The sequence below is a fragment of the Exiguobacterium chiriqhucha RW-2 genome (assembly GCF_000416965.1).
GTDB lineage: Bacteria > Bacillota > Bacilli > Exiguobacteriales > Exiguobacteriaceae > Exiguobacterium > Exiguobacterium chiriqhucha.
This window is the reverse complement of record NZ_ATCL01000017.1, coordinates 45,044-58,265: the sequence shown is the minus strand read 5'-3', so window position 1 is coordinate 58,265 and position 13,222 is coordinate 45,044. Positions and strand designations below refer to the sequence as shown.

Sequence of the window (13,222 nt, the reverse complement as noted above, 5' to 3'; positions counted from 1 at the left end):
GATGGCCCGAGGTGGGCCATCCTTTGTTCGTTTACGTCGGGAGACGTATGTTTTTGTGAGATGCTCTATGGGTATAATAAGAAAAGGACTTCACAATATTGGAGGGAATCAACGATGAATGATTCATACACATGGTTAAATCGCCGGACAATTCGCCCGGCTTACAGTGCGACAGGGGGACGAGCGTGGACGAGCGAACGCGTCGTCCGTCCGGATGCAGCCCGTGGGAAGACGGTTCGCGGTGTCAAACGCGTACGTCGTCCGTATACGGATGAGCATGGAAATCGCCGTTATACGACGGGGCGCGTCGTCATCACCGATGCGGCACGCAAAGCGCGGGCCAACGGTCATGGTGAGTCGGCCGTTCAACTCGAGTTGTCGGTGCCGACACCGTACGAACGGGTCAAAGAGATGATTCCGACGAAGAAAATCCTCGTGCCTGCCATGGCCGGGATTGCCGTCGCTGGTGGGATTGCCGGAGTCATTTATGCACTGCGCAAGAAAAAGCGGAACAAAGGAAAATAAAAAAATCGCCCAACTCGGGCGATTTTTTTATTTGAGACGATCCGCAAGAATCCGTTCGAGCTGTTGCTCGCCGAGTTCGCGCATCTCTGCTTCATTCTCTTCATCGTATGCCTCGTCAGTGAAACGTCCGACGAATTCGACTTTCCCGTTGCCGAGTTCACGGAAGACGAGGTTTTTGCGGTCCTGATAAAAGACGACGCGGTACTCTCGTCCGTTCTCGTGCATATAGTTGAACACACCTTTAATGTGGTCCATGTTCTTTTCTTCGGGTTGGTCTTCTTCCTCTTCGTCCTCTTCGAGGGCGTCGGCGAGGACTGCCGTCGGTTCTACTTCTTCCGTTTCTTCTTCAGACGAAACGGCCTCTTTCTTTTCTTCTTCTGTCATGAAAAACGACCTCCTTTACTTACTTTCTTATCATACCCGCTTTTCGAAAGGCTGACTACTCAAAATGGTGCGAGCAGACGCGGACGACGTTCGAGGATGACATGATCAAGCGATGGAACAGCTGTTGTTTGATCGACTCGGGCGCATCGACCGTTTTGAGCGCTTGCTCCATGCAGCCGAGCCAATGTCCGGCATGAGTCTCAGAGATGGGGTGGTCACGATGGATCATCGCCAAGTTACCGCCACCACGACGTTCCGTATACAGTTTCGGTCCCCCGAGCAACTGTGTTAAAAATTCGAATTGATGCGCTTTGACCCGCTCTTTGTCGTCCGGAAACAACGGCAACAAGACCGGGTCGGCGTAGACGAGATCATAAAAGGCGTCTACGAGCTGTTGGACTCCACGCTCGCCGCCGAATTGTTCATATGCACTCATGTTCATTTCCCCCTCATACGTCCAGTCTAATCGATTTTCGCTGAAATTGGGAAGGATGCGGGCTGGCCAATTTTCTTGCCGGGGTCTCGAAGGATTTCCCTCTACAAACTGCGCGGAATGGGTCATAATAAAGAAAAAAGGGAAGGGGTGTTCGCCTAAATGACGGTCACTTTTCACGTCGGGCGTTCCGGGAGCGGAAAAAGCGAATGGATGACGAAACAAGTCATCGAAGAGCTGAAGCGTGACCCGAGCGGACCGACCATCTATATGCTCGTCCCAGACCAAATGTCGTTTGAAATGGAACGGAAGATGGCGATGACCGACGGCTTGAACGGGTCGACCCGGATTCAAGTCTTATCGATGCGCCGTCTCGCCTTTTTGATGATGCGCGACCGTGGCGTCGCGACCGAACAGTTTTTGGACCAGACGGGGACACATTTGCTGTTGCGCCGTGTCGTCGAGATGAACGAGGAACGCTTGACCTTGTTCCGCCGGACGATGAATCAGTTCGGTTTCTATGAGGAATTGAATGCGTTGATCACGCTCCTCAAACGAGGACTCGTCGATCCGGAGCAGTTGCTCCGCTTGAGCGAACAAGACCAACACCGGTCGCTGAAACTGCAGGACCTGTCCATCCTGTATGAAGGCTTCTTGACGATGACAGCGGGGAAATCGCTGCACGCCGAAGATTACTTTAACGTGCTGCTGCAACTGTTGCCGGACATCGACTTGACCGGGACCCGGTTTTACGTCGATGGGTTCAATGAATTTTCCGAGCAGGAGCTGGCGGTGCTGGTCGCTTTGGCGGAGAAGGCGCCGCTCGATGTCCTGTTGACGATCGATCCGGATTCGCTCTACCGGCCCCATCCGTCTTTCGGACCGACACAGCGTACGCTCATGCGCTTCAAAGAGCTGTTATCCGAACGGGGCATCTCGTCGAGTGACACGCCTCATACGGGTGCGCCTCGCTTCCAACATCCGAGCTTGGCCTATCTCGAGGCCACGTTCGGGCAAGTGACGGCAGCCCCGTATACCCGTCCCGATTCGAACGTCGTGTTACACGCGGCCGTCGACCGGTCGGTGGAAGTCGAGGCCGCCGTCCGTGAAGTCGTGCGTCTCGTTCGTGAGGAAGGCTTCCGTTACCGCGATATCGCGTTCGTGTCCCGTTCGCTTGAAGCGTACGGCGATTTGGCGACGCAGGCGCTACAAAAAATGAACTTGCCGTTCTTCCTCGATGAGCGACAACCGATGCTCGATCATCCGGTCGTCGAATTACTGAAGGCGACGATTGAAGTCGCACTCCGTGGATACCGGGAAGAGCCGGTGTTTCGCGCACTGAAGACGGAATTGATTCTGCTCGATGCGGAGCATCGACGCACATCGGTCGACCGGCTCGAGGCGTTCGTGATTGAACGGGGGATTAAACATTACCATTGGCATGATGCGTGGTACTTGAAACGTCGTGCCGAGGAAGAGGCACGGTTGACCGGGGAAGAACTCGACGTAGAGACGGCGCTCAATCGCTATCGGCAAACCGTCGTCGACACGTTCGACCCGTTGTTGGATGACTTGAAGGCAGCGAAAACGATGCAGGCTTACACGCATGCCATCTACGCATTCTTGGAACGAGTCGGCGTGGCGTCCTGTCTTGCCCATTGGCGAGATGAGGCGCTCGAAGAGGCACGCTTGCTCGAGGCGCGCGAACATACGCAAGTATGGGACGCGGTGTTGCACTTGCTTGAACAGCTAGAGGCGGCCGCACCGGACGAGACGCTCTCGACCGAGCTGTTCCTCCAAATGATGGACACCGGGCTCGATAGTCTGCGCTATGCGCTCGTCCCGCCTTCTTTGGATCAATTGACGGTCACCGATTATGTTCGGGGCCGGTTGCTTGATAAGAAAGTCGTCTTCCTGCTCGGAGCGAACGAAGATCAAATCCCGCTCGTCTCGACCCAGTCGAAACTATTGACCGACCAGGACCTCGACTTCATGCACGAGAACGGCGTCCGGGCCGGGAAAGCGACCGAGCACTTGTTTGACGATGAGACGTACTATTTGTATAAGGCGCTCACTGCACCGAGTCATCGGCTGTTCGTCAGCTACGCCCTCGTCGACCGCGCCGGCAAGGCGATTCAGCCGGCCAGCTTCATCGCGGACCTCAAGGCGCGGCTTGGCGGTGGCAAGGTCGTGACGACCCACTTCGCAGAAGCCGGTGAACATCGCCCGAGCGACCAGTTGTCGTTCATCACGAACGTGAATCAGACGGCAGCGGTCACGGCGCTCGAATTACAGCGGCTCAGTCGCCACTACCCGATTCAAGACACGTGGTTCACGGTATATAACGAGCTGTTGAAACATCCGGAAGGCCGCGAGCGGATCCGGTTATTGACGAGCGCGCTCTTCTATCAAAACGTGCCCAAGCCGTTACCGGAAGACGTCGCCAAGTCGCTCTACACGAACTCGATTCGGGCGAGCGTCTCGCGGCTCGAGACGTTCCAAGCCTGTCCGTACCGTCACTTCGCCAGTTACGGCCTTCGTTTAAAAGAGCGCCGCTTGTATCGCTTAGAGGCGCCAGATATCGGCAACTTGTATCATCGCACCATCGAGCACATGTCCCAGACCGTGCAGATGGAAGGGAAAGAATGGCGTGATGTGAGCCGGGAGGAATGTTCGTCTCTCGCCGAGGCGGCCGTCGAGCTCGTCACACCAGAGATTCAAAACGCGATTTTGATGAGTTCGAACCGGTATGGCTATTTGAAGAAAAAATTGACCGACGTCGTCAGCAAGACGGCGGAAGTGTTAATCGAGCAGTCGAAACGAGACGGGTTCGATCCGGTCGCCTTTGAGCTCGCTTTCGGCAGCGGCAATTTCCCGCCGGTATCGTTCACGCTCAGTAACGGGGCGACGTGCGAACTCGTCGGTCGGATTGACCGGGTCGATACGGCTTCGATTCACGACCAATTGTACGTTCGGATCGTCGATTACAAGTCGAGTAAACGAGAGATCGACTTCGCCGAGATTTATTACGGGCTCGCGATGCAGATGCTCATCTATTTGAAAGTGTTGATTGAGCAGGCGAACGCCTGGACGCAAGAGAACGTCGCCCCAGCGGCCGCGCTCTATTTCCACGTCCATCGCCCGCTCGTCGCTCCGGCCGAGACGGATACCGACACCGAACGCAAGGTGCTCGAGTCGTATCAGATGCAAGGGTTGCTCGTCGATGATCCGGCCATTTTAGAGATGATGGACCGGACGGCGAAACTCGACCAGAAAAAATCAATCGTCATCCCGGTCAAGTACAAGAAAGACGGGACGCTCGATGCGAACACGACGAAAAAAGTCGTCTCGCCACCGCAACTCGAACAGTTGATGGACCATGCCATCGATTTGGCCCAATCGAGCGCCGAGGCGATGTATGACGGTGAAATCGGGGTCGAACCGTATGAGTATAAAGAACGCCGGCCATGCCAGACGTGCCCGTTCCAAAGTGTCTGTCACTTTGATGAGGCGTTGTCCAACGAGACACGGCAATTGAAAAAGCTAGAAAAAGATGACGTCTTGTCAAGATTAGGAGGTGACGTCGATGAAGTGGACGAATGACCAACAAGCGGCCATTGATGCCAGAGGATCGCACGTGCTCGTCTCGGCGGCAGCCGGTTCCGGCAAGACGGCAGTCCTCGTGGAACGACTTGCGAGCCGTCTCTTGGATGAGACGGACGAACTGACGGCCGACCGCATGCTCGTGGTCACATTCACGAATGCGGCCGCGGCCGAGATGAAGCGGCGAATCGCCAAAGCGCTCGATCAAGCGCTTCGTGACGACCCGGAGAACGCATATATTCGCAAACAACGCCAAATGCTCAACCGAGCACTCATCACGACGATTCACTCGTTCTGTCTCGAGGTGATTCGAGAGAATTACTATTTGCTCGACCTCGACCCGGCGTTCAAAATCGCTGAAGAGCGTGATTTGGTGCTCTTGCAGGACGATGTGCTCGAAGACGTGCTCGAAGACGCCTATGGCGAACAAGACCAAGCGTTCTTCGCCTTGATTGACGCCTATACGTCCGACCGCGGGGACAGTGAGATTGAGGAGTTGATTCTCGGACTTTATCACTATGCGCGAACACTGCCTGACCCGGAAGCCTATCTGGATGAGCTCGTCTCGTTGTATCAATTTGACGGGGACCCGGACGATGAGCAATTGCTGATCGAATTCGGTCACCTGCTTTGGGTAGACATCGAGAAAGCGTTGCGTCAACTTCGTCGCGTCGCCATCGAGCTTCGGCTCGCCGGTTATGAGGCGCAATCCGAGAACGTGCAACAGGCGATTTTGCCGTTCGCGAACCTTGATCCGAACTCGTTCAAGTGGAGCGAGCTCGAGACGGCTTCCCGCGCCGTCAAATTCGGGACGATGAAATCCGTCCAAAAGAAAGACGAACATCATGTCTACCACACGGTGTTGAAACCGGCCTACGACCAGGCGAAGAAGAAGTTGAGCGAAGCGACCGCACAGGCCGGCACGAGCGGAGCGGACTATTTAGAGGTCTTGATGACGCAATGTCCGCTCGTCGAGACGCTCGTCAAGACCGTCCGGACGTTCGGTGCCGCCTATGAGCAGGCGAAGCGGGACCGCGCCTTCGTCGATTTCAGCGACCTTGAACATTATGCGCTCGCGATTTTGCGCGACGGGGACGGACCGTCTTCGGTCGCATCGCTCTATAAACAGCGCTTCGCCGAAGTGTTGATCGATGAGTATCAAGATACGAACGAGATCCAAGAGACGATTATCGGACTCGTCAGCCACGAAGCCGAACACGTCGGCAACTTGTTCATGGTCGGCGATATCAAACAATCGATTTATCGGTTCCGCCATGCCGAGCCGCGTCTGTTCATCGAAAAGGCGACCCGGTTCAAACAAGGTGGTTCGGGACAACGGATCGACCTGTCCCAAAACTTCAGGAGCCGGGCCGAAGTGCTCCATGGCATCAACGACTTGTTCGTCCGGTTGATGGACGAGGAAGTAAGTGAGATTGAATACGATGAGGCGGCCCGACTCGTGCCAGGCCGGGCGTATGAGGAGCTCGAGGCGAGACCTGAGCTGATTCTCGTCAATGGTGAGAGTCGTGATCTCTCGAAACAAGAGCTCGAAGGACGCGCCATCGCGACCCGGATTTTAGAACTTGTCTCGGGCGAGGAACCGTTCAAAGTGACCGATGAGGCGACCGGCTTGCTGCGGTCGTGCGAATATCGCGATATCGTCATCTTGGTCCGCTCAAAAAAAGAGCGCGTCGAACAGCTAATGGATATTTTGACACAGTACAACATCCCGGCCTATACCGATTCAGACGGCGGCTATTTCCAGGCGACCGAGATTCGCATGATGCTCGCCGTGTTGAAACTGATTGACAATCCGCTTCAAGACATCCCGCTCGCGGGAGCGCTCCGTTCACCGATGTTCGGCTTCAGTGACCAAGAACTGGCCAAGATTCGTCTTGAATCGGAGGACTCGTTCTTCGAGGCGCTCAAAGCGAAAGCGGACGATGAGGATGACCTCGGTCTGAAGTGCGGCGATGTGCTCGACGCGTTGTCAGCGTGGCGCACGTTCGCACGGAACCATAGTTTGTCGGAGCTGATTCAACAAGTGTTCAACGACACCGGCTTCTACGATTTCGCCGGCGGCTTGCCAGGTGGGAAAGGACGCCAAGAAAACTTGAAGGCGCTCTATGATCGGGCCTTGTCCTATGAACGGAGCGGATACCGCGGTTTGTATCGCTTCCTCCGCGTGATGGACCGACTGCAAGATAACGGTGAGGATTTGTCAGAGGCGCGTTCGCTCGGCGAAGAAGAGAACGTCGTCCGAATCATGACGGTCCATAAGTCGAAAGGACTGGAATTCCCGGTCACGATCGTCGCCCAGCTTGGAAAGCAGTTCAATAAACGCGACCAAATGCAGCGCGTCATCTTCCATAAACGGTATGGCATCTCACTCGACGCCATCGATGTCGTCACCCGGACGAAGACGGAGACGTTCGTCAAAGAGATGATTCGCCGCGATCTCGATGCCACGATGAAAGCCGAAGAGATGCGCGTCCTGTATGTCGCCCTCACCCGTGCCAAAGAGAAATTGATTTTGGTCGGGACGATTAAAGAACCGGGGAAACAGATTCAGAAGTGGCTGCACGTCGAGCAGACCGGGACGACGTTATCGGCCGAGTCGCGTCGTGACGCGAAGACGTATCTCGATTGGGTCGCTCCGGCACTCCTGAAACTTGAAGGGGCTGCCTCGTTCTTAGAACAACAAGGCTTGCCGGTTATCGCTCCGCAACCAGAAGCGACACCGTGGACGTATCGCATCATCGGTGAGGGAGATTTGGCAGAAGTCGCGACGCTCCAAGAGATGATGGCGCAGCTCCATCACGTCAAACAGTTCGAGGCGATCGATTTCAAGGTGAAAGACGAAGCGAACGTCAGCGAGTTCGTCCACAAGGCATTCGCCTACGCTTATCCGGCGCAGGCTGCGACGGAGACGGCGGCCAAACAAACGGTGACCGAGTTGAAACGGGCGCTTCAGCTTGAACAGGCGGCGTTCGAAGAGACGTACCGGGCGACGGACACCCCGTATCGAGAACCGAAATGGAAGCAATCTCAACAGACAGGGGCGGAACGGGGGACGACGTTACATCTCGTCTTCCAATTAATTGACCCGTCCAAACCGCTCGATGTCCAAATCGACCGCTGGGAAGCGGAAAGCATGCTCAGCCCGGTCGAGGCCGAGACGGCACGGCTTGCGAGTCCCGAAATCGAGGCGTTCTTTGCCTCTGAAACAGGACGCTCGTTGACAGCAGCGCTTCAAACCGGGACAGGTTGGCGCGAGCTACCGTTCACGTACACGGTCCCGGCCGAGCGAGTCAATCCGACAGGGGTGTTCACCGACGAGCACGTGCTGATTCAAGGAATTATCGATTGTCTGTTTTATGACGGAGAGACGTATGTGCTCCTTGACTATAAATCGGACTCCGTGCTTTTCTCGAGCGGTTCCCGTGAAGCGGCCAAACAAATGTTGCGAGACCGCTATCACGTCCAACTCTCGCTTTATCGTGAGGCAATCGAGGCGATTTGGGGAATCACGGTCGGGCAGATGCTCATTTATTCGCTCGAATTGCAGGAAATTGTTGTATTATAATGTAGACGTTGTGAAGAAAAAGGGGTACGGTTATACACCGTACACCCTTATTTTTTGTGATTACGAACTGAATCCGTTAAAATAATGGAATGGGATAAAAAATGGAGGAATCGTCATGGTAAAAATTTTACTAGCAGAAGATGAAGAAGTATTGCGCATGCTTGTTTTAGATACATTAGAAGATGAAGGATATGACATTGATGAAGCACCAGACGGCCTTGAAGCCTACCGGCTAATCGAACAGAACGAGTATGACCTCGTGATTGTCGACCATATGATGCCAGGCATGACCGGTCTTGAGGTCATTGAGAAAGTACGAAAACTTCCAGGACGTCAACATACGAAAGTGATGATGCTCACGGCGAAGAGCCAACAATCTGATCGTGATTGCGCGAATGAGATTGGCGTCGACTACTTTATTTCGAAGCCGTTCAGTCCACTTGAATTGGTGAAGATTATAGGAGGCATCGTGAATTGAACAGATGGTTTAAACAAAAACTCGGTCGCGACCTCATGGTCGTCCTCTACTCGTTCCTCGCGCTCGCGCTCGTCGGCTCAATTTTCATGTACATGTACATGGAAGAGCGGGTTGCGGCGAACGAACAACGACTACAAGATGTCGATGAGCGGATTGACCGGTTGAACGTGCTTTGGGACGACTGGCAAGGCGCTCAATATGATTCTCGTGGCTTCCTCTTGTTTGGGGATACCGAGGCACTTGAGCGGGCCAAGGCGAAAGAGAACGAGTTCCAACAAGAGATTAACTGGTTCAAGAGCGTCGTCCAGACGAAACAAGGTGAGATTTTCGCGGAGGATTTGCAAGGGTTTCATGACTTCTATTTCGGTGTCATCCTTCCGGTGACGACGGAGTACGGTCAATTGCGGGCAGAAGGTGAAATCACCGAGACGACCATCGACCCAGAGACGGTGTTGGCGTTGCCGACAGCCCAGCGTTTGATCGAACAGGGCGTCGTGCCGTATAGCCCAGAGCGTGGCATCGATACGCTCGGCCCGATTCAACAGATCGAGACGGCCTTATCCGATTATAAGGACTTGATGAATAGCGAGAAACAAAAAGTGTATGACGCTTGGAAGTTGAATAACGACATTCTTCAGTTCTTGTGGATTGCGAGCATTTTGTCGTTCGCGGCCTTGATTTTATTGTTCATCCAACCGTTCTTGCGCCGTCAAACGCGTTTGATTTCACGTCTCTCGATCGCATCGGACCGTCTGCTTAAAGGCGAGATCGTCGATTTGAGCGACCAGATGGAGCGTGAAGATGAGATTGGGACGATGTCACGGTCGTTCAACAAAATGGCCGAGACGCTTCGTGACAACGAACGTCACTTGATTGAGAAGAACCACGAGTTGCAAGCGCAACAAGAAGAGTTGATTGCTCAACAAGAAGAGCTTCAAGCGCAACAGCAAGAGCTTGAAGAGATCTTGGAGCAGACGCAACAGAACGAGCAACACTTGGCTTATCGTAACGAATTGACCGAGACGCTCGCGGCCCGCGATTCGCTCACGGCCTATCCAGAAATTATCGAGAAGCTCGTCGCCATCACCGACTCAGAAGTCGGCGCGCTCGTCTTCGTCGATGCGACAGGTTCATTCTCGATCACGAGCCACGGCTTGAACGAGACGCTCACGCGTCAATTGCTCGATAGCGAGAATTCGGTCTTGACGCGGGCGATGACACTGCGGACGACCGTCCATTCGTCGAAACAAGTCGCGAGCGACCATCCGCTCCCGTATCCATACTATATGTATGAGACGGCCGTGCCGGTCCATGATCCGACGGATGACTCGATTATCGCGTTCATCTATCTCGTTCGTTATAAAGACCGCTTCACGCAGACACAGATGGGCGACATTATGTCGTTCGCCCGTCAGTTGTCGCTCTCACTTCTCCGGATGCGTCTGTTTGAAGAGATGACCCGTGAGAAAGGGAAGACGGAACGGATTCTCGACTCGATTCGCGAGGCGGTCATTTACGTCGAACACTCGACCGATGACGTCTTCGTCAACCGTCCGCTCTATGAGATGTTCCCTGAGCTTGACGACATCACGTCGAGCGAACTCGCGGAACTATCATGGAACGAATGGCGCGAGACGATTTCAACGACAGTCGATCAAGAAGACGATTTCTTGAAGTATACCGATCGTTTGTTCACGGACGACTTCCCGCATGACAGCGTGAGTTTCTCGATTCGTAAAGGGGAGATGAACCTACAGATGTATGCGGAACGCATCGTCGTCGGCGGGTTATCGAAAGGAACGTTACTCGTCTTCCGTGACATCACGAGCGAGACCGAGGCGGAGCGCTTGAAGAGCGAGTTCATCTCGACCATCTCCCATGAATTGCGGACCCCGCTCTCTTCGATTTATGGGTTCACCGAGCTCATGGTCAAGAAGCAGTTGCCGAACGAGAAGCAAGCGAAATACTTGCAGACGATTCATGCCGAGACGGAGCGCTTGACGCATCTCGTCAACGACTTCCTTGACGTACAACGGATGGAAGCCGGCAGTCAAATGTATGACCGCGAACAGCTCGACGTCGAGCCGGTCATTCGCGATATGATGACGTTCTATGAGGCGTCATCGTTGAAACATCAGTTCGAACTCGTCACGGCCGATGATCGCCCGTATGAACTGTTCGCCGACTGTCAGAAGTTCAAACAGTTGATGAGTAACTTGCTCTCGAACGCCGTGAAGTATTCGCCGCGTGGCGGGAAAATCACAGTCGAACTGGCCCATCACGACCAATCCATTTCGATTAAAGTGAAAGACCAAGGAATCGGGATTCCGAGCGATGCGCTCGACCGACTCTTCGACAAGTTCTATCGTGTCGACAATTCGGACAGCCGTGAAATCGGCGGTACCGGACTCGGCCTTCCGATCTGTCAGGAGATCGTCCGCGGTCACGCCGGTCAGATTCATGTCGAGTCGGTGCAGCATCAAGGCTCGACGTTCACGGTCGTCATTCCAAGTTATGAATACGCCGTCCGTGAACAAGAAACGACGACAGCTTAACCACGTCAGCAACGCAAGGCGCCTATCGATCATCGATGGGGCGCCTTTTTGGTGGAAGCGAAGATTTTTCAATCACCCGCTTGACCGTAAAGCGAGCGACTCGTGTACAATAGAGATTGTACATAATGGAAAGGGGGACTTTGAATGCCATTGACTGCATTCCTACACACGCACGTCACGAGCTGGATTTTATTACTCGTCTTGTTCGCTGTCGCCTACGTCGGCTATAAGAACGCGAACAAGAGCGGGAAGATTGCCCACATGGTGTTTCGACTCATGTTGCTCGTCGCGTTCGGCACAGGACTTTATTTGTATTTACAATTGAACGATGGCGGCATGTTCTATCACGTGAAAATCACGGTCGGACTGCTCACGCTCATCTTCGGTGAGATGACGCTCATCCGTGTGAAGAAGAAAAAACCAGCGAACGCGATGTTCGGCGGTTTCGTCGTACTTGCACTCGTGACGATTTTCATCGGCTATGCGTTGCCATACGGACAGTCGTTCTTTAGCAATTTCATTTAAGGTTGATTCCCATTCCGCACATCGGAGTGGGATTTTTTTGTTTGTCCGTAAATTATTAGGGGAAAATAAAAAAATCAGTGATAACGATGATGAGGTGAAATGATGGAACAACAAATGAATGAATGGTCACGCGTCTTGCACGCGCGAAGATGGATGAAACAAACGGAATCGTTCCTGCCGCTTTGGCACGGATATATCGGCTATAAATATGGATTGTTCGATGCACTCCAAGGCGGGGCCAGCTTTGCGGAGATGACGCTTCGCTTGAAGCAACCGTTGACGAAGCTCGCGCTGGAGCGTTGGCTTGAAGTGGGGGTCGCCGTTCGTCATTTGAAGAAGAGAGGCTGGCGTTACTTCCCGACACGTAGTTTGAAATATCAATTGTCGCATGAGGATGAGCGCAGTATCGGTTTCATGCTGCAAGAGATGATGGAGCTGCATATCCCGGCGCTCATCGCTTACCCTGACTTTTTAGAGTCGGGCAAACAGAAGACGTTCGATGGGGCGACGCATGGACAGGTCGTTGCACAGACGTCGACGCTCGTCGAGACGGTCGCTTTCCCAGTCGTCCAACAACTGTTGCGTCAGGCCGACGTGAAGACGATGCTCGATATCGGATGCGGGCACGGTGGTTACTTGCGTAAACTGCATGGCCTCGAACCAGAGTGGAAGTTGACCGGGATTGACTTAGAAGAGGACGTCATCGCCGAAGCCCGTGAGCAGGATGAGTCAGGTGATATTCGTTACGAAGTGGCCGATTTCATGGAATGGGATCATGAGGACCGGTTCGATGCCGTCATGATGAACAACATGCTCTATTACTTCTCGCCAGAAAAACGAATCGAATTGCTCGAACGGATGCTCGAGAACCTCGAGGCGTCCGGTGTCGCTGTCCTCGTCACTCCGCTCGCAGAGACGCCGCTCGGCTCTCGGTTTGCCTCGGCGTTCAATGCGTTCATGACCCTCCACGACAACTTGCATCCGTTACCGACAATTCGAGAGTTGCGCCGTCAAATGCAGCAAGTCGGCTTTGAAAATATTCGCTTTATCCCATTCATCCCGGAAGGATCATGGTATATCGTCATTGCCGAGCGCGGCAATTGACACATGGCGGACACACGACGAGCCGATTC

Annotated in this window: 9 protein-coding genes; 7 read left to right on the top strand and 2 right to left on the bottom strand. The window is 53.9% G+C overall.

What is annotated here, in order from left to right:
- Nucleotides 1-114: 114 nt before the first annotated feature.
- The gene (locus M467_RS23835) at nucleotides 115-525 is read left to right on the top strand and encodes a hypothetical protein (protein WP_021066691.1); all 411 of its coding nucleotides are present in this window, start codon (nucleotides 115-117) and stop codon (nucleotides 523-525) included.
- Nucleotides 526-552: 27 nt separating this feature from the next.
- Here M467_RS23835 and M467_RS23830 read toward each other — a convergent pair whose 3' ends face one another.
- Together M467_RS23830 and M467_RS23825 are read right to left on the bottom strand one after the other, a co-directional pair.
- Complete coding sequence (locus tag M467_RS23830; protein ID WP_021066690.1) at nucleotides 553-909, bottom strand: hypothetical protein; 357 nt, start codon at nucleotides 907-909, stop codon at nucleotides 553-555.
- A gap of 55 nt (nucleotides 910-964) precedes the next feature.
- Nucleotides 965-1,345 carry a truncated hemoglobin gene (locus M467_RS23825; protein WP_021066689.1) on the bottom strand — a complete coding sequence of 127 codons (381 nt, stop codon included), beginning with the start codon at nucleotides 1,343-1,345 and terminating at the stop codon, nucleotides 965-967.
- Between the two features lie 159 nt (nucleotides 1,346-1,504).
- Between M467_RS23825 and addB the strand changes: the two genes are divergently transcribed.
- The 6 genes from addB (at nucleotide 1,505) to M467_RS23795 (ending at nucleotide 13,193) form a co-directional block, all read left to right on the top strand.
- On the top strand, nucleotides 1,505-4,945 hold the full coding sequence (gene addB, locus M467_RS23820) for a helicase-exonuclease AddAB subunit AddB (RefSeq protein WP_021066688.1): 3,441 nt from the start codon (nucleotides 1,505-1,507) through the stop codon (nucleotides 4,943-4,945).
- A complete protein-coding gene (addA, locus tag M467_RS23815) occupies nucleotides 4,929-8,531 on the top strand; it encodes a helicase-exonuclease AddAB subunit AddA (protein WP_021066687.1) in 3,603 nt (1,200 codons plus the stop codon). Before addB ends, addA begins: the two co-directional genes overlap by 17 nt.
- Before the next feature lie 115 nt (nucleotides 8,532-8,646).
- Nucleotides 8,647-9,009, top strand: coding sequence for a response regulator (locus M467_RS23810; RefSeq protein WP_021066686.1), 363 nt, complete (start codon nucleotides 8,647-8,649; stop codon nucleotides 9,007-9,009).
- Nucleotides 9,006-11,564, top strand: a complete 2,559-nt coding sequence (locus M467_RS23805) for a sensor histidine kinase (RefSeq protein WP_021066685.1) — start codon at nucleotides 9,006-9,008, stop codon at nucleotides 11,562-11,564. Before M467_RS23810 ends, M467_RS23805 begins: the two co-directional genes overlap by 4 nt.
- A 144-nt stretch (nucleotides 11,565-11,708) precedes the next feature.
- On the top strand, nucleotides 11,709-12,089 hold the full coding sequence (locus M467_RS23800) for a YisL family protein (RefSeq protein ID WP_021066684.1): 381 nt from the start codon (nucleotides 11,709-11,711) through the stop codon (nucleotides 12,087-12,089).
- 102 nt (nucleotides 12,090-12,191) lie between these two features.
- Nucleotides 12,192-13,193 (top strand): class I SAM-dependent methyltransferase, encoded by a 1,002-nt coding sequence (locus M467_RS23795; RefSeq protein WP_021066683.1) that lies wholly within the window; start codon nucleotides 12,192-12,194, stop codon nucleotides 13,191-13,193.
- Nucleotides 13,194-13,222: the final 29 nt, after the last annotated feature.